Genomic DNA, 24,555 nt, shown 5'->3' on the forward strand with positions numbered 1-24,555 from the left:
TAATGAGTAATGAATACCCATACGCCTCCATGCGCGACAGCTTCGACCTGTCCGCGTACTTCGTGGTGGGGCCGGAGGACTGCAAAGGCCGTCCGCTGACCGACGTGGTGGATCAGGCTCTGCACGGCGGCGCAACCTTCATCCAACTGCGCGCCAAGGAGGCCGATGCCTCTGAGCTGACCGACATGGCTCGCGACATCGCGCAAATCATCGAGGACAATGAGAAGTCCGATTCCGTGGCCTTTGTGATCGACGACCGTGCCGACGTGGTGTGGCAGGCCCGCCGCAAGGGCATCAAGGTGGACGGTGTGCACATCGGCCAGACCGACATGGAGCCGCGCGAAGCCCGCGCCCTGCTCGGCGACGAGGCCATCGTGGGTCTGTCGGCTGAGACCGAAAGCCTCGTTCGGCTCATCAACGAGCTGCCCGACGGCTGCATCGACTACATTGGCGCCGGTCCTCTGCACGTCTCCACCACCAAGCCCGAGGCTTCCGTGGGCGGCAACGACGGCTCCGGCAAGACGCTGGACGCCGCCCAGATCAACACCATCTGCGTTGCCAGCGAATTCCCGGTGGTCGTGGGCGGCGGCGTGACCGCAGCCGATATGGCCATGCTCGCCGATACCAAGGCTGCTGGCTGGTTCGTGGTCTCCGCCATCGCGGGTGCCGAGAACCCGGAAGAGGCCGCGCGCACCATGGTCGAAGGCTGGAAGGCCGTCCGCGGCGACAAGAAGCACGGCTACGCTCCGCGCGTCGTAACCCACACCCCCGCTACTGACACTCAGGCTGCTCAGGAAGGGGCCGCGAAGCCCGGTTCCGAGGCCACTGAGAAGAAGTTCACCAACGCCAAGGACGCCAAGGATGCCCAGAAGCTTGCCAAGCAGCAGCGCGTGGACATCGCCGCCCGTGGTTCCAAGCAGCGCGACAAGGCGCACATCCGCAAGACCAAGTCCGTACCGTTCACCTATCAGTATGGTTCCTACGACCTGGAAGTGCCGTACACCGAAATCAAGCTGAGCGACACGCCCGGCGTGGGCCCGAACCCGCCGTTCCACGACTACAACACCGAAGGCCCCAAGTGCGACCCGAAGGAAGGCTTGAAGCCCCTGCGTCTCGACTGGATCCGCGACCGCGGCGACATCGAAGACTACGAGGGCCGCCGCCGCAACCTTGAGGACGATGGCAAGCGCGCCATCAAGCGCGGCCGCGCCACCAAGGAATGGCGTGGACGCAAGCATGAGCCGATGCGTGCCAAGGACCACCCGATCACCCAGATGTGGTACGCCCGCCACGGCATCATCACCCCGGAGATGCAGTACGTGGCCACCCGCGAGAACTGCGATGTGGAGCTCGTGCGCTCCGAGCTGGCCGCCGGCCGCGCGGTGATGCCTTGCAACATCAACCACCCCGAGGCCGAGCCGATGATTATCGGATCCGCCTTCCTGACCAAGCTCAACGCCAACATGGGCAACTCGGCCGTCACCTCCTCCATCGATGAGGAAGTGGAGAAGCTGACGTGGGCCACCAAGTGGGGCGCCGATACCGTGATGGACCTGTCCACCGGTAACGACATCCATACCACCCGTGAGTGGATTCTTCGCAACTCCCCCGTGCCGATCGGCACCGTGCCGATGTACCAGGCCCTCGAAAAGGTCGAGGATGATGCCTCCAAGCTGAGCTGGGAACTGTTCCGCGACACCGTAATCGAACAGTGCGAGCAAGGTGTGGATTACATGACCATCCACGCCGGCGTGCTGCTGCGTTACGTGCCGCTGACCGCCAACCGCGTGACCGGCATCGTCTCCCGCGGTGGCTCCATCATGGCCGACTGGTGCCTGCGCCACCACCAGGAGAGCTTCCTGTACACGCACTTCGACGAGCTGTGCGACATCTTCGCCAAGTACGACGTGGCGTTCTCTCTGGGCGATGGCCTGCGCCCCGGCTCCCTAGCCGACGCGAACGACGCCGCGCAGCTTTCCGAGCTCATGACTCTGGGCGAGCTGACCGAGCGCGCCTGGGCCAAGGACGTGCAGGTGATGATCGAGGGCCCGGGCCACGTGCCGTTCGACACCGTACGCATGAACATCGAGCTGGAGAAGGCCGTGTGCCACAACGCCCCGTTCTACACCCTCGGACCGCTGACCACCGATACCGCTCCGGGTTACGATCACATCACCTCCGCTATCGGCGCCACCGAGATCGGTCGTTACGGCACCGCTATGCTGTGCTACGTGACCCCGAAGGAACACCTCGGCCTGCCGAACAAGGATGATGTGAAGCAGGGCGTGATTGCCTACAAGATCGCCTGCCACGCCGCAGACATCGCCAAGCACCACCCGCACGCGATGGATCGCGACAATGCGATTTCCAAGGCTCGCTTCGAGTTCCGTTGGCTCGACCAGTTCAATCTGTCCTACGATCCGGACACCGCCATCGCCTTCCACGACGATACCCTGCCCGCCGAGCCGGCCAAGATGGCGCACTTCTGCTCGATGTGCGGCCCGAAGTTCTGCTCGATGGCCATCTCCCAGAACATCCGCAAGGCATTCGGTGGCGAGGCCGCTCAGCAGCAAATCGTGAAGGAGGCTGCTGCAGGCATCGACTCCGAGGCACTGGCTACGGCCAAGGCCAATGTCGATAACGGCGTGGTGTCCGCCAACGTGCTCAGCCCCGAAGAAATCCTCGCCGGCATGGATGCGATGAGCGAAAAGTACACCGCCCAGGGCGGCAAGCTCTACTCCACCGCCCAGGAGTAAACCTCTCTGGCTCCCCTCTCTGAGGGGAGCCAATTATTATGCCCGGTGGTGTCTTAATTCGGGACGACGCTCGACTCGCTCGAAGGCGGTGCCGAAGTGTGCGCCATCTGGACCGAGGCCGTCGGAAGTCTCCAGGACCACGCCTTCGTTGAGCGCACGGCGCACGATGCCCACACGGGGCTTCAACGGCCACACATCATGCGGCACTTTGCGATAGAAATCCGTACCGACGAGCAACACGTCGCCCACATCGAACACTTCCTGACGCGGAAATGTGAGCTGTGTGGTGTGTCCGTTAGGCATTACGCCAAAATATGCGGTGAGTTCCGGTGATGCGCACCAAGACGCCGTCACGGCGCAGTACATCGTTATCAGCCATGTCTCCTCCCGAACATTTCATGAATCAATCGCAATCAGCAAACCTTCCCCGTCTCACCACAGGAGCGGCAAAACATCAAGGAAAACCGCTCCGAAAAACATCATGGGCCCCACTTAGAATGAACACTATGGCACAAATTGCAACATCTACACTTCCCGCTGTTCTCGCGATCTCCGGCTCCGACTCGTCCGGCGGTGCCGGCATGCAGGCCGATCTGAAGACCATGCTGGCCTGCGGCGTGTTCGGCATGAGCGCCATCACCGCGCTCACCGCACAGAACACCACCGGCGTGCGTTCCATTCAGGATACCAAACCGGACATTCTCGCCGACCAGATCAACATGGTGTTTGAGGATATTCCGCCGGTCGCGGTGAAAATCGGCATGGTGTCTGCCACTGACATCATCGACGTCATCGCTGAACGACTCACCTTCCATCACGCCACGAACATCGTGCTCGACCCGGTTATGGTGGCCACTTCCGGCGCCAATCTCATCAGTGACGATGCCATTGCGGCCTTGACCGGCAAGCTGTTCCCGATGGCCACGGTCGTGACTCCGAACATTCCCGAGGCCGAAGTGCTGACCGATACGCTGATTCGCGATCAGGAGGATATGGAGGCCGCCGCCCACCGCCTCGTGGAGCGTTATGGCTGTGCCGCGCTGGTCAAGGGTGGTCATGGCACCGAGGATGCCAACGATGTGCTTGCCGAGACGGATGGAACCGTGACCTGGTTTGATGGCGCGCGTATCAATAATCCGAACACGCACGGCACCGGATGCACGCTGAGCTCCGCCATCGCCTCGTATCTGGCGCTTGGCGACACATTGCCCAAGGCCATCAAGCATGCGAAGAAGTATCTGACCGGTGCACTGAAGGCCCAGCTGAATCTTGGCCACGGCTCCGGCCCGATGGATCATTTCTGGAAGTATCGCTGAGTCCTACTGGCTCTCCTCTCTGAGGGGAGCCAAGTAATAAAAGGAGAATTATGATTATTGACCGTAATGCCGTTACTCAGGAAGTGCCGATCGACCCGGAAACCGGCAAACCGTACCTCAATACCGTGGCCGCCATTCAGGTGTCGGCCAATGGCGTGGGCTCCGAGGTTTCGCCATACGTGGCTCAGGCCGTCGAGGTGATTCGCGAATCCGGCCTGCCGCAGGAAACCAACGCCCTGTTCACCAACGTGGAAGGCGATCTGGACGACGTGCTCAAGGTGGCCGGTGAGGCCGCCAAGAAGCTCGCCGAGCAGGGCTACCGCACTTCTCTGGTGCTGCACATGGATATCCGCCCCGGCTTCACCGGCCAGCTGACCGAAAAGCCCAAGCTGGTGGATGAGATCCTCGCCGACAAGCAGGCGAAGTAGCAAAGCATCGCTTCCACCAGCAAGGGCATGCTTTGTTATTACACGTTTCATGGGGCGGTAGCTCACCCATGGGGTGGTAAAACCCTCATGGGGCGGTAGTCGAAAACGGCTCTATTCTGCGGAAAGGCAAAATCCGCTAACCGCCCCATGGGCCAAATACCGCCCCATGAGTGTTTTACCGCCCCATGGGAATCACGGTTCTGCCTTCTTTCGACGGGGTAAGAGCGTAAGTGGGGCATATATAGGAGCGTCACAACCTCTGTTATCGTTCACGATGTGACCGCAACGCGGCGTGCCACAAAATCGAACCTATAGTTAAGCCCCATGTAGTGAGCTATCTCACAACGATTGGCTCGCTACGTAGAATTCAAGACTTGGATCGCAAACGTCGTTCATCCCACACAATGGGAGGGCGAACGGAACACACAGTCCAATCAAGAGTTCGCTCGCCGCAACACCATTGAGCAGTTGCACGCGGGCAGGTTTGCAAGAAGAGGGCTCAAATATGACTGCTGCTGAACAGCAGATTTCCGGCAATCCCGCGGCTATGGAAAACGCACAAGCACGTACCACCGTGACGGATCAAGCCAAGGTTCAGGATATTATCTCGCGCATGGATCGCGCACATGAAACCCCGATGTTCCATCGCATCGTGACGCTGGTCGCCGCTGGCATGCTGATGGACAGCATCGACGTATATATTGGCAGCGCCGTCGCCTCCAGCACGTTGGCTACCCGCTGGTCCACCGTTGCGCAAAATTCCACCTTTATGTCCGCGGGCTTCCTGGGTCTGCTGGTCGGTTCGCTGCTGGCCGGCTTCGTCGGTGACCTGAAGGGCCGCCGCGTGGCTTACCAAATCAACCTGCTGCTGTTTGGCGGCTTCACCTTCCTCGGCGCATTCGCCCCGAACATGGCTGTGCTGTCCCTGTGCCGTCTGGGTGCCGGCCTGGGCCTCGGCGCTGAAATCGTCACCGGCTTCGCCATGGTCAACGAGTTCGCACCGATGAACCGCCGTGGCCACTGGTGCGCGATTGTCTCGCTCGTGGCCAACTGCGGTGTGCCAATCGCTATGCTGCTGTGTGCATGGATCATCCCCCGCTGGTCCTGGCGTCCGCTGTTCGTGGCCATCGGCCTGGTGGCCGCCATCATCTGGTGGCTGCGCCGCGACATCCCCGAATCCCCGCGTTGGCTCGCCGTGCGCGGCCGTTACGATGAGGCCGACGCCATCGTCAAGCAGCTTGAGGCCAACGGTTCCGAACCGATCGACGCAGCCGCCAAGGCCGACACCAGCGACACCCGCAACGCCGGAGGCCGTTCGCTCGGCATCTGCCTGCTTGTGGCTGTGGTTGCTGTGGCCGCCACGAACGTGTGCTCCTACGCCTTCACTTCTTGGGTTCCGACGATTCTGGTCAAGCGTGGTATTAACCTGTCCAGCTCGCTGCTCACCTCCACGGTGATGATGCTCGGTGCCCCGGTCGGCTGCCTGATTGGCTCTCTGCTTATCGACCGTATCGGCCGCAAGCGCACGATTGTGCCGGCCTTCCTGTTCACTGGCGTGTTCGGTTTGATGTATGCCTTCCAGACCTCTACCGTGAGCGCAATTATCGTTGGCTTCCTGCTCATGATGTGCCTGTACGTGCTTATGGCTTCCGTGGTGGCTGTGTACGCTCCGGAACTGTTCGCCACCAAGGTTCGCTTCCGTTGCGTCGGCTTCGCGAACGCCGTGGCCAAGCTGCTCAATGTGTTGATGCCGATGGTGGTGGGCTGGATGCTTACCTCGCTTGGTGCCACGTCCATCTTTGTGGCCATCAGCGCGATTGCTATTGCATCGATGCTGATTGTCGGCTTCTTTGGCGCGGAGACTGCGCAGAAGTCGGTTGGGTGATCGGTTTCCTCACAGTGGAATAACTGCTGATAATGTCCATTCGGCGTCTTGCGTGGTGATATGCAGGGCGCCGTTTTGTTGTTCTAGTAATTGTTGGTAACGGTTGAGGCCGGTGCCGGTGGATAGGTCTGCGTCTCCAGCGGACAATCAGCGTCTGTGATGTCACATGCAATGCCAGGAGCGGCATCAACGGTCGAATCATGCGGAGTCACTGCACTGTGCGCCGCTTCTCCCCTGCCTTCAATCACATCAATGACTTGATGCGTGCGATCCAATGCGCCCATAGACATATCCGTAACCAGCACGTCAGGCCGCTTGGTGGGGCTCAGGCATCGGCTGATGGCCACAGCACCCAAATCGCAGGTCTATATCACGGCAAAATCGCTGGACATACGTTCGATTAGCGCGCCGAACACTTTCAGCGCATATGGGTCATTGTCCACAATGCCGATGCGTATGTTGCGGTTGCGCGCTTCTTCCATTACATTCACCCCTTCAGTGTGCCCGACGCCGAACTACTCCGTCCTGACACGTCATGGTCACTATGACAACTATCATTCCACATTTCCTGCGTGATTTACGATGGAATCATCATCAATCCTTGACAAGGCGGTAAAGGAGGACGGCAATGAACCGTGCACAAGCACTCAGCAAGCTCAACAGGAGCGATATGCGCAATGCCGCCGCCGAGCGCGGGATGCAACGACTGTTCACATGGAACCGCGCGCATTGGATTGGCATGGTTGTACTGATAGCGGTGTTGCTGCTACTGCAGTGGAGCTCATCAATGTATCTCATGCCCGACGAGGTTCTTGACAGGGCTGCCAAAAACCTGTTCGTATGGTTCCCCGGTATGGTTCTGCACTGGCCATTGGTGTTGGGAATCACCAACTTGATACTCGGTTCGACACGATCCGGCAGTCTGTCTTTCCCGTTGGCGAGCGCAATCATCGGACCACTGGCATTCGGCTGGACCAATCTTCGCTTACGGCCGGGGTTCCCATACCGTTCCTGGGCTCAAGGGAAAGCCGCAATATAATGAAAACAGCGATTTCATGCAATGATGCACGAGCCGATCCAAGCAAAGGGGCCAACCATGAGCGAGCAACTGATGGAACAGTACCGGTTGCGCGGACAACGCAAATGCCGTAACGCTTGTATCGCCGCCATCGTGACAGTAGTGCTTGTCCTTGCCGTCGCCGGCGGCGTATGGTGGACGGCCGGCGATGGCAGCGCATTGGTTCGCAATATGTTCAAGCCGAAGGCCACGCCTGCCACGCAGCCGGTAGTCAACAGCACCGCAACCTTCGCCTACCGCACCGCACCGGAATTCCTGGCGATGGAAGCCGGCGACCGAGGCACCGGCAATGTGAACTACTCTCCTGCTTCGATGTGGATGGCGTTGGCCATCGCCGCGCAGGGCGCCAATGGCACGACCCGCTCGCAACTGAACGAACTGCTGGGCTCCGGTTCGCTGACCGATAGCGACTACCAATCGCTGCTAAGTTCGATCAACGGGCAATATTCGGGGGCGAAATCCGAGATGAGCGCCGCGAACTCGCTGTGGATTGATGACGACTACTCTCTTGCCAGCGATTACCAATCCACCGTCAAGAAGATGTTCGAGGCCGAAGTCACCACGTTACCGTTCGACGATCAGGCCGCCGCAAAGATGTCCGATTGGATCGCCAAGCATACGAATGGTTCGCTCAAGCCGAAGATTACGCTGCGTGACCGTGAAGTCCTGTCCATCATCAACACCGTCTATGCGGATGGCCGTTGGAAGGATCCGTTCGAAGAGCAGTCCACCGGCAACGGCACCTTCCACGGCGAAGCCGGAGATGCTCAGGTGCCGATGATGCACCGGACCTTCAGCCAAATGGCTTACGGACATGATGAGTACAACACTTGGCAGCGGGTGGAGATTCCGTTCGACAACGGCGGCAATCTGGCCATCGTGCTGCCGGCCGAAGGGCATTTCGACGAGTTGGCCGGCGATGCCGAGAAGCTCAGTTGGGCGTTCGGTACATGCTCGACGGCTTCCCTTGGCGAGGGCGCAATGGGTTGCGCCGCGGACAGTATGCCCGGATGGGGCGTCTCCGTCAACTCGGTCATGGTGAACGTCACGCTACCGCGATTCACCATCGACAGCATGTTCGACTCGGAAGCCACCATCAAGGCATTCGAAAAACTGGGGGTGACCGATGCGTTCAGTGCAGGCGACGCCGACTTCACCAAGATGATCGACACCGGTTCGCACGGCGAGAACCTGTATATCGGCTCGATTCTGCAAGGCACGCGCATCGAGGTGAACGAAGCCGGCGCCAAGGCCATGTCCTTCACCAAGGTCGGCGCAGACTCCGTTAGCGCGCCGGTGGACAACGTCGAGTTCACGGTGGATCGCCCATTTCTGTATTCGTACGTCACCCCGGACGGCATACCATTATTCATCGGTGCGGTGCGCAACCTCGGCGGAGTCGGTGGAGAAAACTGATACTTTCCTGGCAGTCCGTCAATTAGGGTGTATCGTTTGACGCATGGTTACGATGAAGGAAATCGCGAACAAGGCGGGGGTTTCCGTCTCTACGGTATCGCTGGTGCTCAACGGACGCGACGAGGGGCGCGTAAAGTCCAAAATTGCGGACAATGTGCGCGCCATCGCCACCAAGCTCGGCTACCAGTCGAATCCGCTGGCCAGTTCGCTGCGTACAGGCAGGACGCACATCCTCGGTTTCATCAGTGAGGAGGTGGCCACCACCCCGTACGCCGGCGGTATGATTCTGGGCGCGCAGACCGCTGCAAGCCAGTTCGGCTATATGCTCATCACCGTGAGCACCGACGGCGAGAACAGCGAGAGCGAGGAAATCGCCGCACTCAAGCGATACGGCACCGACGGCTTTCTGTACGCCAAGATGTCGAACCGCATCACCCATGTGCCTTCCTCGCTGGCCAAGACGCCACTGGTGTTGGTGGATGCCACCGACTCGCTTGGCAAAATCCCGAGCGTGGAACCGGACGAGTTCCAAATCGGCTACGACGCCACCACCAGATTGGTTAAGGCCGGATGCGCACGTATCGCCTATGTGGGTTGCTTGGAGCCGCTGATTGCGCAGGACGATCGTTTGGAAGGCTATCAGGCGGCGCTCAGGGACGCCGGCCTCGACTATGACGATCATCTGGTCGTCAATGTGCTCAACAACGGGCCGGCACTGACCGCAGTCAGCGATTTGTTCGATGCCGAGCATCCGGACGGATTCTTCTGCTTCAACGATGCCCGCGCCTGGTATGTGTACGAATGCGCCGCACGCCGAGGACTCACGGTCGGCAAGGACATCTCCGTGGTCGGCGTGGACAACCATCGCGTGTTCGCCGAAACGCTGGAACCGATGCTCACCACTGTGGAACTGCCGCATTTCGAGATGGGCTACTGGGCCGTGGCCAAGCTGGTGTCGATTATCGAAGGACGCTCGATGGACGACGTCTCATGGCCAGCGACCACCGCTCCCCTGCCGCCGATCGACGCGCCGATTCCGGCGAAGATCCACTGCACGCTGATCGAAAAGGCCTCGGTGAAGTAACCGAGTCCCACACGATTTCTCAAGGCCTCCGTTCAGCACGGAGGCCTTTTGCGTGTCGAACGGATACGACACGCCGATTTACGTCAATCGATTGACGTAAATCGATTGACGTCGCATAATAATTACTACGCAACAACTTCTACAAAGGCACGGCCGCCCGAGCAGAAGCGTTACATAACCAATAACCAACCAAGTAGTAATCAAAGGATGATTATGGCAAGTGCAACCAAATCTGCATGGAAGAATCCTTCCTATCTGCAGAGCTCTTTCGGCATCTTCATGTTCTTCTGCTCCTGGGGCATCTGGTGGTCCTTCTTCCAGCGCTGGCTCATCTCAGGCGTTGGATTGACCAATGCTGAAGTCGGCACCATCTACTCCATCAACTCGCTGGCCACCCTGGTCATCATGTTTGTGTACGGCGTGATTCAGGATCAGCTCGGCATCAAGCGCAAGCTCGTCATCGTAGTCTCGGTAATCGCCGCCTGCGTTGGCCCATTCGTCCAATTCGTTTACGCCCCGATGATCCTCGCCGGTGGCACCACCCGCTGGATCGGCGCACTCATCGGCTCCATCGTTCTGTCTGCCGGCTTCATGTCCGGCTGCTCCCTGTTCGAGGCCGTCACCGAACGCTACTCCCGTAAATTCGGTTTCGAATATGGCCAGTCCCGTGCTTGGGGCTCCTTCGGTTACGCCATCGTGGCGCTGTGCGCCGGCTTCCTGTTCAACATCAACCCGCTGATCAACTTCTGGGTCGGCTCCGCATTCGGCCTTGGCATGCTCCTCGTGTACGCCTTCTGGGTCCCGGCCGAGCAGAAGGAAGAGCTCAAGAAGGAAACCGACCCGAACGCAGCCCCCACCAACCCGTCCCTCAAGGAAATGGTCGCCGTTCTCAAGATGCCGACCCTGTGGGTGCTCATCGTCTTCATGCTGCTGACCAACACCTTCTACACCGTGTTCGATCAGCAGATGTTCCCGACCTACTACGCCAACCTCTTCCCCACTGAAGAAATCGGCAACGCCACCTACGGCACCCTGAACGGTTTCCAGGTCTTCCTTGAGTCCGCAATGATGGGCGTGGTCCCGATCATCATGAAGAAGATCGGCGTGCGCAACGCTCTGCTGCTCGGCGCTACCGTGATGTTCCTGCGCATCGGCTTGTGCGGCGTGTTCCACGACCCGATCACCGTCTCCATCGTCAAGCTGTTCCACTCCATCGAAGTGCCGCTGTTCTGCCTGCCGGCATTCCGCTACTTCACTCTGCACTTCGACACCAAGCTCTCTGCCACGCTGTACATGGTGGGCTTCCAGATCGCTTCCCAAGTGGGTCAGGTCATCTTCTCGACCCCTCTGGGTGCCTTCCACGACAAGATGGCTCAGATTCTGCCGAACAACGACATGGGATCCCGCGTGACCTTCTGGGTCATCTCCGGCATCGTGCTGTGCGCGCTGATCTACGGCTTCTTCGTCATCAAGCGCGATGATCAGGAAGTCGGCGGCGACCCGTTCTACACCGACAAGCAGCTGCGCCAGATGGAAGCGGCCAAAGCCTGAAAGGACCACCATGACTGACTTCACTCCCGAAACCCCTGTTCTCACCCCCATCCGCGACCACGCTGCTGAACTGGCAAAAGCCGAAGCCGGCGTGGCTGAGATGGCCGCCAAGCGCAACAACCGCTGGTACCCGAAGTATCACATCGCCTCCAACGGTGGCTGGATCAACGACCCGAACGGCCTGTGCTTCTACAAGGGCCTCTGGCACGTGTTCTACCAGCTGCACCCCTACGGCACCCAGTGGGGTCCGATGCACTGGGGCCACGTCTCCTCCACCGACATGCTCAGCTGGAAGCGCGAGCCCATCATGTTCGCACCGTCTCTAGAGCAGGAGAAGGACGGCGTGTTCTCCGGTTCCGCCGTCATCGACGACAACGGCGACCTTCGCTTCTACTACACCGGCCACCGTTGGGCCAACGGCCACGACAACACCGGCGGCGACTGGCAGGTGCAGATGACCGCGCTGCCGGACAATGACGAGCTCACCTCCGCCACCAAGCAGGGCATGATCATCGACTGCCCGACCGACAAGGTCGACCACCACTACCGCGACCCGAAGGTCTGGAAGACCGGCGACACCTGGTACATGACCTTCGGTGTCTCCTCTGCGGACAAGCGCGGCCAGATGTGGCTGTTCTCCTCCAAGGACATGGTCCGCTGGGAATACGAGCGCGTGCTCTTCCAGCACCCGGATCCGGATGTGTTCATGCTCGAATGCCCCGACTTCTTCCCCATCAAAGACAAGGACGGCAACGAGAAGTGGGTCATTGGCTTCTCCGCCATGGGGTCCAAGCCCAGCGGCTTCATGAACCGCAACGTCAGCAACGCCGGCTACATGATCGGCACGTGGGAGCCGGGCGGCGAATTCAAGCCGGAAACCGAGTTCCGCCTGTGGGATTGCGGCCACAACTACTACGCCCCGCAGTCCTTCAATGTGGAAGGCCGTCAGATCGTCTATGGCTGGATGAGCCCGTTCGTGCAGCCGATTCCCATGGAGGATGACGGCTGGTGTGGCCAGCTCACCCTGCCGCGCGAGATCACTCTTGGTGATGACGGCGACGTGGTCACCGCGCCGGTCGCCGAAATGGAAGGCCTGCGCGAGGATACCCTCGACCATGGTTCGATCACACTCGACATGGATGGCGAGCAGATCATCGCCGATGACGCCGAGGCCGTGGAAATCGAAATGACCATCGACTTGGCTGCCTCCACTGCCGAGCGTGCGGGTCTGAAGATTCACGCCACTGAGGACGGTGCCTACACCTACGTGGCTTATGACGACCAGATCGGCCGCGTGGTGGTGGATCGTCAGGCCATGGCCAACGGCGATCGCGGCTACCGCGCCGCCCCACTGACCGACGCCGAACTGGCCTCCGGCAAGCTGGACCTGCGCGTGTTCGTGGATCGCGGCTCCGTGGAGGTCTACGTCAACGGTGGCCACCAAGTGCTGAGCTCCTACTCCTACGCCTCCGAAGGCCCGCGCGCCATCAAGCTCGTCGCCGAGTCCGGTAGTCTCAAGGTGGATTCCCTGAAGCTCCACCACATGAAGTCCATCGGACTGGAGTAGCTCTTTCACCTCCCTCTGACGAGGGAGGTTTTTTGTGCGCCCTGTCGTTCGCCTTCGCCTATACTGATGGACGGCATATAACACGATCCATCACACGACCGGCAGGCGCGCAGGCTCCTCACCTTACTGTTCCACGCCCCGGCCGCAAGCGCCACCAGCAAACCGGACTGGCGCGGAAAGCAAGGTGACATCCCATGTCCATCGCCAAGCGCCTCAAGCGCCGCATGCCCACCGTCATCGCCGTCATCGTATTGCTGGCAGTCTGGGAAACGTGGGTGGATCTAGGACATGTCTCCCCCACGATGATCTCCGCGCCAAGCGAGATTTTCGCCGCCACCATCGAAACATGGAACACGCTCGGCCCGGCCGCGGCAATCACCGGCTATGAGGGCGTGGTCGGCTTCCTGTTTGCCGTGTTCTTCGGCATTATGATCGGCATTGCACTGTACTGCTCGCACACGTTCAACGCGGCGTTCTATCCGCTGCTTGCCGCCGCACAAACCATGCCGCTGATTTCCATCGCCCCGTTGTTCCTGATTTGGTTCGGTTTTGAGATTTCCGGCAAAATCGTAATCGTGGCGGTATTCGGCCTCTTCCCCATCGCCGTGCAGACTGTGCGCGGACTAGAAGCAGTGCCCCAGTTCTATTCCGACGTCGCATTGACCTGCGGCGCGACCCCGGTCTGGACGCTCTGGCACGTGAAGCTGCGCGTTGCCGCACGTCAGATCTATGGCGGTATCCGAGTATCTGCCGCATACATCTTCGCCACGGCATCCACCGCTGAATACCTTGGCGCACGCAAGGGCCTTGGCATCTGGCTGCAGGCTGCCTACAATTCATTCCGCACGCCGCTGATCTTCTCCGCCACCATCGTCATTATCCTGATGACATGCGTACTGATGCTGGCGGTAAACGCCAGCGAGCGCATCCTGCTCGGCCCGGCCGGCGACGACGAAGACCCCGACGCGGACCAGTAGTTCTTTTTTACCGTCAAAGGCACGAGCCGGCAGCCAGGACCGACTGAACGAGGCGGCTTCTCATGAGGTCTCCAACCCTGTCTCTATAATGGAACAGCTTTACCAGCGTGTGGCAAACCGGCTTTCCCGAGCTTTCATAGGGAATGTCGGGGGCGCTGGTCGAACGGAAATCAAGGCCCTCCATATCGTTTTCTGCCGACTTCCGTTCGAAGCAATCCCAGAGAACGATAGAGAGACAACGAATTAGGGAACCATCATTATGAAGAAAAGCCTTGTATCCAAGGCCGCTGCCCTCGTGGGCGCCCTTGCCATGACTTTCGGTTTCGCCGCATGTGGCCAGACCAACACCGCCGACTCCTCCAACTCCAACACCTCCGACCTCAAGAAGGTCACTTTCATGCTTTCCTGGGCACCCGATACCAACCACATCGGCGTGTACGTGGCCAAGAACAAGGGCTACTTCAAGGACGCCGGCCTTGACGTGGATATCGTGGCCGTGGCCCAGGCCGGTGCCGAACAGGCCGTGAACAACGGTGTGGCCGACTTCGCCCTGTCCAACCTGACCAACGTGGGCGTCTACACGCTGAAGGGCGCTCACATCAAGCAGGTGCTGCAGGTGCAGCAGAAGCCGAGCGCCATTTGGTGCGCACTGGCGTCCAACACCGCCATCAAGTCCCCTAAGGATTTGGATGGCAAGACCTTCGCCACCTTCGGCTCCAACGAGTCCGATGCCGTGGTGCGCCGCATGATCCAAACCGATGGCGGCAAGGGCGAATTCGACAAGGTGACCGTCGGCACCTCCACCTTCCAGACCATGGAATCCGGCAAGGCCGATTTCGGCGGCTTCTACGCCACGTGGGAAGGCGTGCAAGCCGACATGTACGGCCCGAAGCTCAACTGCTTCACCGAGCCTGACTATGGCGTGCCCGGCAACGCCGACACCATCGGCATCATCACCAATGACAAGACCATCAAGAACAATCCCGACCTGGTCAAGAAGTTCACTCAGGCCACTCAAAAGGGTTACGAGTACGCGTACGCCAACCCGGATGACGCCGCGCAGATTCTCGTGGACGAAGCCCCTGACGCCAACCTCAAGCCCGAATTCGTCAAGAAGAGCATGCAGGTTATCGTCGACGGCCAGTACTGGGGCGATCCGGCCAAGATCAAGGACGGCTCTTTCGTGCTCGGCACCAACGACTTCAAGGGCGCTCAGGAATACTTCGACTTCCTGGCTGAAGAAGACGCATACACCGACAGTCATGACAAGATAATTCATGAGGCCCCGCAGGCCAAGGACCTTGCCACCGACGAATTCATCGGCAAGTAATTTCCGATATTCCGAGTTTGAATCTACGCAAAAATGCGTCCTTCCCATGAGGAAAGGACGCATTTTTGCGTATCGGCCGATAAGGTTATTCATAGCGGATCACGCTAACAAGGAGACGATTCTATGGTCCAATGTCCTGACCGCATTATTGCCAGCATAGATACGGGTGTTGATGATGCGTTGGCGTTGGCGTATTTGTTGGGGTCGACGGATGAGTGCGAGTTGGGTGGCGTGATTGCCAGTTATGGCAATGTGGATGCGAACACGGCTTATGCCAATACTTGCGCGGTGCTTGATTTGTTTGGTCGGGCGGATATTCCAGTGTTTTTAGGGTCTGAGCATCCTTCTTGGGCTGATGCGTTTATTCCTGATGCAGGGTGTGCCCAGTTCCACGGGGATGATGGACTGGGGAATACTCGGCTGGCAGGGTCCGGGGCTCTGGCTGATGGAGCTGGTGTGCCTGGTGATGATATGTCTGGTGATGATATGTCTGGGGATGACATGTCTGTGGATGTGCCCGATGAGGTTGTTTCTGTTGGCGGGTATTTGGCGGGGGATGTTCATGCTCATCCGGCGTTGGGTGCTTGTTCTCGTGTGAACCGCTCTCGGTCGGTGGGCCACCCCCAGTCGACTATGCCGACAGCTCTCGCCAGCGGGGGCAAAAGGAGATGCTCCGTTGATGCTGCGGATGGGATTGAGTATCTGATTGAGCAGGTTCGCGAGTTTGGCCGAGACGTTACCGTGCTGGCTACCGGGCCGTTGACGGATGTGGATGCGGCTATTACTCGAGCACCGGATATTGCATCGAAACTCAGGCTGGTGATGATGGGCGGTACGCTTACCCAACCCGGTAATTGTTGGGATGCGGTAGCTGAGACGAATATCATCCAAGACCCTGAGGCCGCGAATCGTGTATTTCATTCCGGCGCAGACATCACAATGGTGGGACTTGATGTGACTCACCAGTGTTTGCTACCGCAATCGGCGGCCGACCGGTGGCGTGCGACGGGGACCAAGCGCGGGCGGTTCTTGGCTGATCTCGCGGACTTTTCCATCAAGGCAAATTTGGAAGCCGACCCCGCACTGTTCTCTGGCGGCATGCCGTTGCATGATCCGTTGGCGGCGGCGGTTGCACTTGATTCTTCACTGGTCGATTGTTTTGATCTTGCGTTGCGCGCGGAGACCAATACCGGTGATTTCAATGGAGTACGAGGCCGGACCACCGGAGACCCGGTTGGGCTGGTGAATCATTCCATGCCGCATGTGCATGTGGCACTTGGTGTGGATTCGGAACGTTTTTTGGATGAGTTTGTAGAGAGGATGGCTGAGGTGTGCCGGTAACTCCCCTCAGTCCGCTACACGGGCAGCTCGACCGCAATTACGGACAAGCTGCCGCTCGCATTCTTCTGGCTTGACTCTCGTCTCGCCTTCGCCTACAAACAGCCCACCGGGCTGTTTGCTTTACGGCTCAGCCCGTCAGAGGGGGCCTAACAAGGACTATTTCACACCGCCGAATCGGCGATCGCGGTGGATGTAATGGTCGATGGAGCGCCATAGCACGTCACGGCCGCAGTCCGGGAAGAGTTCGGGCACGAAGTCGAGCTCGGCGTAGGCGGCCTCCCACGGCAGGAAGTTGGAGGTGCGCTGTTCGCCGGAAGTACGGATCACCAAGTCGCAATCGGGAATGTCCGGATTGTACAGATGGTCGGCAATCATCTTCTCAGTCACACGGTCGCCGGAAATCTTGCCATCGCGCACTTCGCGAGCGATGGCGGCGCAGGCGTCGGCGATTTCAGCACGGCCACCATAGTTGATGCAGAACACCACATCGATGACCTTGTTGTTCTTGGTGCGCTCCTCGGCGGCTTCAAGCTCGTCGATCACCGACTTCCACAGCTTGGGGCGACGGCCGGACCAGCGCACGCGCACACCCCACTCGTCCATCTGTTCCACACGACGGTGGATGATTTCACGCGAGAAACCCATGAGGAAGCGCACTTCCTGTGGCGAGCGCTTCCAGTTTTCAGTGGAGAACGTGTACAGGCTCAAATACCGTACACCGGCTTCGATGGCACCGGCGATAGTGTCGAACACCACCGGTTCGGCGGCCTGATGGCCATTGGTGCGGACCATGCCGCGCTGCTTGGCCCAACGACCATTACCGTCCATAATCACACCGATATGGCGGGGTACCTTGTTCTTGGGGAAGTCGGGAATACGAGCGGGGTCGCTGAACGGAGCTGCGGGAATGTCCAACGACGTGTAATCAACGTTCTCAAAAGCCATACTCATGAATCTATCAAGCGCAGCGAACGAATCGGGCGTTCGAGGTAATACTCCCCCCAATCTTCAACCAACTCCTGCACAACCCGCTCCACAGGCGCGGCATCAAGCACCGACCAATCGCCACGAATCAGTGCATCGAACTGGTTTAACACGAACGGTGCGATACGGCGCGCATCGGTAGTGTGGTCGGCTTCGCACATCACGCCGCCGGACGCGATGGACAGGTACGCCGGCTCCGCCTTGCCGCATACCACGCAAGTGCCCAATCGTGGCGTCCAACCGGCCAAGGCCAAGGCGCGCATCACGTAGGAGTCTCCTATGGCTTGCGGGGCGTGGGATTGTTTGGCGAGCGCGTTCAACGCGCCGATGAGCAGCCGATATTGGTTCGGCAGCTGCTCATGTTCGGTGCTGGCGAGTTTATCGATAGTCTCAACGATGACGTTGGCGGCCTCATACGCCGCATAATCCGCCGCGATCGGAGCACCATAAGCGGCGACCGCTTCAGCTTGGGATACCACGTCAAGCGAGCGGCCTTCAGCGATAAGCACATCGACGCGCATGAACGGCTCGAGCCTGGCACCGAAGCGTGATTTGGTGCGACGTACGCCTTTGGCGACCGCCCGAATCTTGCCATGCCCACGCGTCAGGATGGTGATGATACGATCAGCCTCGCCCAGTTTGGAGGTGCGCAACACCACACCTTCGTCTCGGTACAGCGACATCTCATCTCCTTTCCCCGCGACGCCCGGCAGACTCCACTCAATGAAGTAGTCAGTAAATAAACAGACCCCAGAAAGCGAACACCAACAGTATGTACAGCATGGTGAAGGTCACCAGCCAGAACAGGATTCGGCCCAGACGGGTGGAGGCGAGTACCGGGTCGGCACCGGTGACGATGTCTCGAACGGATTCGCGACGAGGGGGTATCTGAATCAGGCCGCGGACGGAAGCGGCTTCTATCAGGTGCATAAAGACGCGGGACCAAGCCCATAGCACCAGCACGGACACCACTTGGATGACCGGCCAGCTCCAATACATGACACCCGGCGTCTCGGTAGGTGCGCCACCCCATGCAAGTTTGACCACGCCCATGATCACCTGCCCGAGTCCGGCGAAGAAGATGAGCAATGTGGCAAGAGTGGTGAGGGTCAAAGTCAGCAGCGCATTGCCGAAACCATGTGCGAAACCGAGTACCACAGGCCGTTCCGGTATCAGCATGCCCGCATGTTTGGCCTCGCGCTTCTCTCGCCGCCATCGGGCATCCGCCGCGATTTTGCGACCCAGCGCCACCAGTGCCAGCACGATGGATGCGAGCAGCAGCAGTACCACCGTGACGTGCAGAATCACACCATATATGGTGCCGACGCGTCTTGCCTTCAAAGCGCCCGGCAGACCGATTGATTGGTACAGATTGGTGCCGGCCACCTTTTCACTGGTCTGCGTGAGTCCGGCGGAAGTGCCGACGGCCCAGTCGATGAGATCGTCCACATAGGCGTCCGCAAACGGGGTGCCCGCTTCGGACTCATCTCCCAAACGCAGCACATGGTTGGCGACCGGGTAGCTGCGCACGGTCACATTCCAGTTATCGGCTTTGTGGGCGTTGTAGAGAATCGCACGCACACCGTCGACCTGCGCCGTCATCACGTCTTTCGAACCGTAAGCCACATAGGTGGGTACGGCGTAGGCGGCGGGTTTGAGTGTGGCGAGGTCGAAATTGTTCAGTCCGAACAGGCCGGTGTCCGCGCTGAACACACGTTGGACGATGGATTGATAGCCTTCGTTCGCGCCAACAAGGGTGAAGTCCTGGGTGACGAAAAATCCCAGTGATTGGCGTGGGCTGAACACCATCGGGCTCAGAAGAATCTGGAAGGCGACGTCCGGATCGTCCTCGAGCAGATACGAGGAGATCCATGTCGATTCGGAGGTGGCATAGATGCCGACCTTGGCCTCGTCTACATCGCTTTGGTCTCGCAGGTATTCGATGACCTGATCATAAGCCTTGGCTGAGGCCGGATAATCGCGGTTGATGTCGGTGGTGTTCCAGACGGGTTTGTCGAGCACTGCGGTCACAAAGCCGGCCGAAGCCATACCGGAGGCCACGTCGCCAAAGGAGTTGTCACAGGTGCCGTATCCGGCACCGTGCATGAACACCACGCCGGGGCGCTTGCCTGATGCGTTCTGAGGTTCCCGAATCAATACCTTGATAGCTTGGACGCCGTCCGCATTGGCCTTGCCCCGAGCACCGGACTCCTTGGTCAGATTGCCGTCGCTGGTCATGTTCAGCGTGATGTATCGCTCGGTGACCTCATACGTGCCTTTTGCCGGCAGCGTTTCTCCGGACGGGTTATCGAAGGTGACTTCGGTATCGTCGGTGAGCGTGGCCATCGACTGGCCGGTGGGTTCGATGTTCCAAGGCACCGTGGTCAGATTGGAAATGGAGACCAGCACGCCAATCAGGATAATGAAGATGGGCAGGCTGACCATCAGCCGGTGGATGCTGGTCCACGGCTTGGATCGAACAGTCAGGCGATGCTCTTCTTCTTGCGGCACGTGCGCTATTGTAATCTGACCGCGATATTTATGCCGAGGGCCTATTCGGCCGAATCAGTGACCGGGGTGCTGGATTGGGACCACGACCGGGCCGGTGGAATTGACGGGGACTTGACCGTCGGCCTCCATTTGGGCGGCGATATCGTTCGCTATGGTGAGCAGCGTGTCGACGATCTGGTCTTCGGGCACGGTCTTGATGACCTTGCCCTTGATGAAGATCTGGCCCTTGCCATTGCCGGAGGCCACGCCGAGGTCGGCTTCGCGTGCCTCGCCCGGACCGTTGACGATGCAACCCATGACGGCCACTCGGATCGGCGCGGTCACGTCCTTCAGGCCTTCGGTGACGGCGGAGGCGAGCTGGATCACATCCACTTGGGCGCGGCCGCAGCTCGGGCAGGAGATGATGTCGAACTTGCGGGGGCGCAATCCCATGTATTCCAAGAGTTTGCAACCCACCTTGACCTCTTCGGCCGGCGGCGCGGAGAGAGACACGCGAATCGTGTCGCCAATGCCCTCGGCCAAGAGCGCACCGAACGCCAGGCAGGATTTGATGGTGCCTTGCCAAGCAGGGCCGGCCTCGGTGACGCCGAGGTGCAGCGGCCAATCGCCCTTGGAAGCGAGCAGTCGGTACGTTTCGACCATGGTGATGACGTCATGGTGTTTGACGGAGATCTTGAAATCGTGGAAGCCGACGTCCTCGAACATGTGCGCTTCCTTCAAGGCAGAGGCCACCAATGCTTCCGGAGTCGGGCCACCGTATTTGGCGTAGAGTTCCTTGTCCAGCGAGCCGGCGTTCACACCGATACGCAGCGAGATGCCCGCGTCGGTGGCGGCCTTGCAGATGTCCGGGCCGACTTCGTCGAACTTACGGATGTTGCCGGGGTTCACGCGCACGGCCGCGCAGCCGGCGTCGATGGCCTGGAACACGTATTTGGACTGGAAGTGGATATCGGCGATGACCGGAATCGGCGATTTGCGGCAGATTTCCGGCAGTGCGTCGGCATCGTCCTGACTCGGCACGGCCACGCGCACGATGTCGCAGCCGGCGGCGGTCAGTTCGGCGATCTGCTGCAACGTGGCAGGTACGTTGGCCGTGAGCGTGTTGGTCATCGACTGCACGGAGATGGGCGCGCCCCCGCCCACCGGCACCGGGCCCACCATGATGCGGCGGGACTTGCGGCGCGGGTGCAAGGGCGATTCGCTGGTCAGGTCGACCGGATCACCGGTTTTGCGGAACGGCTTTTCGATGGGATTTTCCGTATTCAAGGTATTCATCATTGCTTGTTTATCAGGTCGTCGGCGCGTCGGCGGGCTTCAAGCTCAAGCTGGTTCATTTCCTCCACGTCCGTGAACAGCGGGTTACCACGAAGCTCGGCGTCCATCTGGTCCAGCACGGCTTTGACCGTGTCCACGATGCCGAGGTATGGCAGACGATGCTCGAGGAAGGCATGCACGGCCTGTTCATTGGCTGCATTGAGCACCGCCGTATGCTTCTCGGAGGCGGCCAGGCAGTGGCGGGCCAGTTGCACGGCAGGGAACGCCTCATCGTCCAACGGTTCAAAGGTCCAAGTTGCGGCTTGCGTCCAGTCGCACGCGGCGGCCACATTGGTCATGCGGTCCGGCGCGGACAGGCCCAGCGCGATGGGCAGACGCATGTCTGGGGGCGAAGCTTGGCAAATCGTGGCGCCATCCACAAATTCGACCATGGAATGGACGATGGACTGCGGGTGCACGGTCACGTCGATGCGTTCAGGCGGCACGTTGAACAAGCGGGACGCCTCGATGACTTCGAGGCCCTTGTTCATCAGTGTGGAGGAGTTGATGGTGACAACCGGCCCCATGTTCCACGTCGGATGATGCAGCGCCTGCTCGGGAGTGATGTTCTCCATGTCGGCACGTTTCCAGCCGCGGAACGGTCCGCCGGAGGCGGTGACCACAAGCTTGGCGACTTCGGCGTGGGTTCCGGAGCGCAGGGATTGCCAGATGGCGGAATGCTCGGAATCGACCGGGTTGATTTGGTTCTCGCGCACTTGCGCGCTGAACAGCAGATGCCCGCCCGCGACTACGGACTCCTTGTTGGCCAATGCCAGCTGGGAACCGGCCTTGAGCGCCGCGATCGACGGTTCGAGTCCGATGGAGCCGGTGATGCCGTTCAATACGACATTCGCACCGGAGCCGGCCATGGCGATGACCGAATCCGGACCGCCGGTCACGCGGACACCTTGTGCGCCGGCCTGTGCGAGAGCTGCTTGCAGCGCTGGAACCTTGGTCTCATCAAACACCGCGACTTCGGACACATGGAACTGTGCGGCCTGTTGCGCCAGCAGCTCGATATGTGCTCCGCCCGCCGCCAGACCGGTGACGGTAAATCGTTCAGGATGACGCGAGATGACGTCAAGTCCTTGGGTGCCGATGGATCCGGTGGATCCGAGAATGATGACAGTGGAGTTGGAGGCTATGCTCACTGTTCCTTCTTCGTATCGTCATTGTTCAGTGTGGGGAACGACAGGTCGGGGATATCCGAATCGAAGTTACCGCCAAGCGGGAACAGCAGCGGGAACGAATCGCTGGAATCGTGCTTATCCTGTGACGGCTGAGCTGCTTCCGTGTCATGGGAGGCGGCAACGTATTCAGATGATTCCGCAGCCGGACGGGAGATCGTGCTGTCTGCAGGCTGACTATCGGATACGCGAACCGGAATGGAGTTCGTGTTACGATCCGGCTTGCTGGTGGGAGCAAAGGAGACCGGCATAGCAGCGGACGCAGCCTCGTCAGCAGTGCTATTCACAGGCTGTACTGCCGGGGCGGAGGGTGCCGGGGATGAAACCGAACCCGGTACCTCATTCAATTTCAGCGCATTCGGTGCATCAAGGCTGGGCATCTTAGGAGCGAAGGACGGTGCATCCACTGCCGGAAGTTCCTGAGAAACCGCAGCCATGTGGGCGAGAGCGGCCAAAGAGGAATCGTTCTGCACCATATCCACGGGCTGTTCCGCGAACACCGACGGGGTCGATGACGGAGCTGCGGGTTCGTGAGCTGCCTGTGCCGGAGCAAACGAGGGGACGCTGCCAGCGGTCACACCGGAAACCGGCGCGGACGGGGCACTGACGGGAGGCTCAGCCGCAGCAACTGCGGTAGGAGCCACGGAAGGCGTCTCGGAGACGGGCTTCGCCGCAGACTCGTTGGACGCATGCACCGGGTATGCTGCGGGAGCAAAGGAAACCGGCTGTTCCGCATTGGTGCTATTGGTGCTTGTGGAAGCATCGAACGATGCAGGAGCCGACGCATAGGTGATCGGTGCCGCCGCGGCCGGCGCTGCGGGAGCAACCGGAGCCGGAGCAGTGAACAAGCTCTGCTCGGCCTGATGCAGGGCATCGAATGATTCGTCATGAGCAACGGCAGCCGGAGCAAAACGTTCGTCAGTTGCCGGGCGCTGCGTTCCGGAAGCGAACAACGGTGAGACGCCGTTCGCTTGAACGGTCACGTTCGTGGCGGTCTGGGCAGGAGCCGCAGGCTCGCCGGACACGAAATCGGCCACACGGGCATAGGATTCCAAGCGACTCAGCAACTGTACGCAGGCGTTCAGGAAGTAATCGACCTGTCGCTCGTCATAGCCTTTCTTGCCCTTGCGCTGGGTGAAGATCACATTGTTGACCGTATTCGCATTGAGATCGGCCAAAGACCGTACATCGTCTTCGGTAACGCCGTCAACGCCCAATGCGGCCGCCGCCTTGTCCACAATCTGGTCGACCAGACGATCCACCTGCTTCTTATCGTACGAAGGCTGCTTGGGCGCTCCGGACTTGAAGCGTTCGCGCTCGTTACGCTCCGCATGGTTCTGGACTTCGTGATACAGCTTCTCGGTCTTCGCCTTCCACGTCACACGCCCGTGCTGTGCGATCTCCCATGTGGTCTGCTTATCGACCACGGCACGTTCCAGACGTCCAAGCGCGGCGTCAACCTGTGCGATCACATAGCCGTTCTTGCGCAAATCAAAGGACACGTTCTGAATGTCATGCTGGGTGAGATTCATGCCCTCGCTGTCATACAAAGCATGGGCGCGCTCCAGGAAAGCGTCCACCTGAGCGGGGTCATACCCCCACTTGCGCTTGCCCGCACGTGCGATGCCCGACTTGCCGTCCCCTTCACGAAGTTCCTGCGCCATCGGCTATTCGACCTCCTGCTGGATATAAACACTCTGCCACAACTTTACGTGACTATTGAGACGCATCTGACCAAGAAGACCGAAATTCACGATTTTGTAGCAGTACTGCCGGTTTCCTTCTGCACGCATCTCATTGAGATTTCAGAACCCTTGCCGAAGACTGTCA

Annotated in this window: 18 protein-coding genes and 2 pseudogenes; 12 read left to right on the plus strand and 8 right to left on the minus strand. The window is 59.7% G+C overall.

Annotated features, from left to right (window positions below):
* Positions 1 to 2 precede the first annotated feature (2 nt).
* Entirely contained in the window at positions 3 to 2,756 is a 2,754-nt protein-coding gene (thiC, locus tag BLLJ_RS06880; RefSeq protein ID WP_011067965.1) for a phosphomethylpyrimidine synthase ThiC, read from the plus strand.
* Positions 2,757 to 2,870: 114 nt separating this feature from the next.
* On the opposite strand, the pseudogene BLLJ_RS06885 reads toward thiC, so the two are convergent.
* A pseudogene (locus BLLJ_RS06885) lies at positions 2,871 to 3,135 on the minus strand (ATP-binding protein); the annotation flags it as partial.
* A 127-nt stretch (positions 3,136 to 3,262) separates the two neighbouring features.
* Here BLLJ_RS06885 and thiD point away from each other — a divergent pair.
* From thiD to BLLJ_RS06900, 3 genes are all read left to right on the plus strand, one after another.
* The gene (gene thiD / locus BLLJ_RS06890; RefSeq protein WP_007055440.1) at positions 3,263 to 4,072 is read left to right on the plus strand and encodes a bifunctional hydroxymethylpyrimidine kinase/phosphomethylpyrimidine kinase; all 810 of its coding nucleotides are present in this window, start codon (positions 3,263 to 3,265) and stop codon (positions 4,070 to 4,072) included.
* Between the two features lie 50 nt (positions 4,073 to 4,122).
* Positions 4,123 to 4,500 carry a thiamine-binding protein gene (locus BLLJ_RS06895; protein ID WP_007053312.1) on the plus strand — a complete coding sequence of 126 codons (378 nt, stop codon included), beginning with the start codon at positions 4,123 to 4,125 and terminating at the stop codon, positions 4,498 to 4,500.
* Positions 4,501 to 5,005: 505 nt separating this feature from the next.
* Entirely contained in the window at positions 5,006 to 6,385 is a 1,380-nt protein-coding gene (locus tag BLLJ_RS06900; protein ID WP_007058690.1) for an MFS transporter, read from the plus strand.
* Positions 6,386 to 6,394: 9 nt separating this feature from the next.
* On the opposite strand, the pseudogene BLLJ_RS11455 reads toward BLLJ_RS06900, so the two are convergent.
* Positions 6,395 to 6,675, minus strand: a pseudogene (locus tag BLLJ_RS11455) (serpin regulatory histidine kinase SerK); the annotation flags it as partial.
* 338 nt (positions 6,676 to 7,013) lie between these two features.
* On the opposite strand from BLLJ_RS11455, the gene BLLJ_RS06905 reads away from it, so the two are divergent.
* The 8 genes from BLLJ_RS06905 to BLLJ_RS06940 all read left to right on the plus strand — a co-directional run bounded on the left by BLLJ_RS06905 (position 7,014) and on the right by BLLJ_RS06940 (position 16,729).
* Complete coding sequence (locus BLLJ_RS06905; RefSeq protein WP_007053306.1) at positions 7,014 to 7,424, plus strand: hypothetical protein; 411 nt, start codon at positions 7,014 to 7,016, stop codon at positions 7,422 to 7,424.
* A gap of 21 nt (positions 7,425 to 7,445) precedes the next feature.
* Positions 7,446 to 8,879 (plus strand): serpin-like protein SerU, encoded by a 1,434-nt coding sequence (gene serU, locus BLLJ_RS06910; RefSeq protein WP_007054058.1) that lies wholly within the window; start codon positions 7,446 to 7,448, stop codon positions 8,877 to 8,879.
* A 43-nt stretch (positions 8,880 to 8,922) separates the two neighbouring features.
* The gene (locus tag BLLJ_RS06915; RefSeq protein WP_007054057.1) at positions 8,923 to 9,963 is read left to right on the plus strand and encodes a LacI family DNA-binding transcriptional regulator; all 1,041 of its coding nucleotides are present in this window, start codon (positions 8,923 to 8,925) and stop codon (positions 9,961 to 9,963) included.
* A gap of 213 nt (positions 9,964 to 10,176) precedes the next feature.
* Entirely contained in the window at positions 10,177 to 11,514 is a 1,338-nt protein-coding gene (locus BLLJ_RS06920) for an MFS transporter (RefSeq protein ID WP_007058711.1), read from the plus strand.
* Between the two features lie 10 nt (positions 11,515 to 11,524).
* The gene (locus BLLJ_RS06925) at positions 11,525 to 13,081 is read left to right on the plus strand and encodes a glycoside hydrolase family 32 protein (protein WP_013582837.1); all 1,557 of its coding nucleotides are present in this window, start codon (positions 11,525 to 11,527) and stop codon (positions 13,079 to 13,081) included.
* A gap of 194 nt (positions 13,082 to 13,275) precedes the next feature.
* Entirely contained in the window at positions 13,276 to 14,058 is a 783-nt protein-coding gene (locus BLLJ_RS06930) for an ABC transporter permease (RefSeq protein ID WP_007056912.1), read from the plus strand.
* Positions 14,059 to 14,317: 259 nt separating this feature from the next.
* Positions 14,318 to 15,388 (plus strand): ABC transporter substrate-binding protein, encoded by a 1,071-nt coding sequence (locus BLLJ_RS06935; RefSeq protein WP_007053300.1) that lies wholly within the window; start codon positions 14,318 to 14,320, stop codon positions 15,386 to 15,388.
* Between the two features lie 123 nt (positions 15,389 to 15,511).
* Positions 15,512 to 16,729: a nucleoside hydrolase gene (locus BLLJ_RS06940; protein WP_013582838.1), complete on the plus strand. Its 1,218-nt coding sequence runs from the start codon at positions 15,512 to 15,514 to the stop codon at positions 16,727 to 16,729.
* 156 nt (positions 16,730 to 16,885) lie between these two features.
* Here the strand turns inward: BLLJ_RS06940 and BLLJ_RS06945 are convergent, their stop codons facing one another.
* The 6 genes from BLLJ_RS06945 to BLLJ_RS06970 are packed head-to-tail and all read right to left on the minus strand — an operon-like array spanning position 16,886 to position 24,389.
* On the minus strand, positions 16,886 to 17,674 hold the full coding sequence (locus BLLJ_RS06945) for an isoprenyl transferase (RefSeq protein WP_007055433.1): 789 nt from the start codon (positions 17,672 to 17,674) through the stop codon (positions 16,886 to 16,888).
* A gap of 2 nt (positions 17,675 to 17,676) precedes the next feature.
* Entirely contained in the window at positions 17,677 to 18,396 is a 720-nt protein-coding gene (gene recO / locus BLLJ_RS06950; protein ID WP_007054051.1) for a DNA repair protein RecO, read from the minus strand.
* A 49-nt stretch (positions 18,397 to 18,445) separates the two neighbouring features.
* On the minus strand, positions 18,446 to 20,224 hold the full coding sequence (locus BLLJ_RS06955; RefSeq protein WP_013582839.1) for an alpha/beta hydrolase family protein: 1,779 nt from the start codon (positions 20,222 to 20,224) through the stop codon (positions 18,446 to 18,448).
* A 54-nt stretch (positions 20,225 to 20,278) separates the two neighbouring features.
* Positions 20,279 to 21,502, minus strand: a complete 1,224-nt coding sequence (ispG, locus tag BLLJ_RS06960; protein ID WP_007054049.1) for a flavodoxin-dependent (E)-4-hydroxy-3-methylbut-2-enyl-diphosphate synthase — start codon at positions 21,500 to 21,502, stop codon at positions 20,279 to 20,281.
* Positions 21,499 to 22,689 carry a 1-deoxy-D-xylulose-5-phosphate reductoisomerase gene (dxr, locus tag BLLJ_RS06965; RefSeq protein ID WP_007053294.1) on the minus strand — a complete coding sequence of 397 codons (1,191 nt, stop codon included), beginning with the start codon at positions 22,687 to 22,689 and terminating at the stop codon, positions 21,499 to 21,501. The genes ispG and dxr overlap by 4 nt, the downstream gene beginning before the upstream one ends.
* Positions 22,686 to 24,389, minus strand: coding sequence for a DivIVA domain-containing protein (locus BLLJ_RS06970; protein ID WP_013582840.1), 1,704 nt, complete (start codon positions 24,387 to 24,389; stop codon positions 22,686 to 22,688). Before BLLJ_RS06970 ends, dxr begins: the two co-directional genes overlap by 4 nt.
* Between the last annotated feature and the right edge of the window lie 166 nt (positions 24,390 to 24,555).

It is taken from the genome of Bifidobacterium longum subsp. longum JCM 1217 (assembly GCF_000196555.1).
Taxonomy (GTDB): domain Bacteria; phylum Actinomycetota; class Actinomycetes; order Actinomycetales; family Bifidobacteriaceae; genus Bifidobacterium; species Bifidobacterium longum.

Excerpts from the sequence above, each read along its gene's own strand:
- BLLJ_RS06945 (WP_007055433.1), bottom strand. The coding sequence starts at position 17,674 with ATGGCTTTTGAGAACGTTGATTACACGTCGTTGGACATTCCCGCAGCT.
- BLLJ_RS06940 (WP_013582838.1), top strand. The coding sequence starts at position 15,512 with ATGGTCCAATGTCCTGACCGCATTATTGCCAGCATAGATACGGGTGTT.
- BLLJ_RS06900 (WP_007058690.1), top strand. The coding sequence starts at position 5,006 with ATGACTGCTGCTGAACAGCAGATTTCCGGCAATCCCGCGGCTATGGAA.
- ispG (WP_007054049.1), bottom strand. The coding sequence starts at position 21,502 with ATGATGAATACCTTGAATACGGAAAATCCCATCGAAAAGCCGTTCCGC.
- BLLJ_RS06925 (WP_013582837.1), top strand. The coding sequence starts at position 11,525 with ATGACTGACTTCACTCCCGAAACCCCTGTTCTCACCCCCATCCGCGAC.
- BLLJ_RS06895 (WP_007053312.1), top strand. The coding sequence starts at position 4,123 with ATGATTATTGACCGTAATGCCGTTACTCAGGAAGTGCCGATCGACCCG.
- BLLJ_RS06915 (WP_007054057.1), top strand. The coding sequence starts at position 8,923 with ATGGTTACGATGAAGGAAATCGCGAACAAGGCGGGGGTTTCCGTCTCT.
- serU (WP_007054058.1), top strand. The coding sequence starts at position 7,446 with ATGATGCACGAGCCGATCCAAGCAAAGGGGCCAACCATGAGCGAGCAA.
- BLLJ_RS06905 (WP_007053306.1), top strand. The coding sequence starts at position 7,014 with ATGAACCGTGCACAAGCACTCAGCAAGCTCAACAGGAGCGATATGCGC.
- thiC (WP_011067965.1), top strand. The coding sequence starts at position 3 with ATGAGTAATGAATACCCATACGCCTCCATGCGCGACAGCTTCGACCTG.
- thiD (WP_007055440.1), top strand. The coding sequence starts at position 3,263 with ATGGCACAAATTGCAACATCTACACTTCCCGCTGTTCTCGCGATCTCC.
- BLLJ_RS06930 (WP_007056912.1), top strand. The coding sequence starts at position 13,276 with ATGTCCATCGCCAAGCGCCTCAAGCGCCGCATGCCCACCGTCATCGCC.
- BLLJ_RS06920 (WP_007058711.1), top strand. The coding sequence starts at position 10,177 with ATGGCAAGTGCAACCAAATCTGCATGGAAGAATCCTTCCTATCTGCAG.
- recO (WP_007054051.1), bottom strand. The coding sequence starts at position 18,396 with ATGTCGCTGTACCGAGACGAAGGTGTGGTGTTGCGCACCTCCAAACTG.
- BLLJ_RS06970 (WP_013582840.1), bottom strand. The coding sequence starts at position 24,389 with ATGGCGCAGGAACTTCGTGAAGGGGACGGCAAGTCGGGCATCGCACGT.
- BLLJ_RS06935 (WP_007053300.1), top strand. The coding sequence starts at position 14,318 with ATGAAGAAAAGCCTTGTATCCAAGGCCGCTGCCCTCGTGGGCGCCCTT.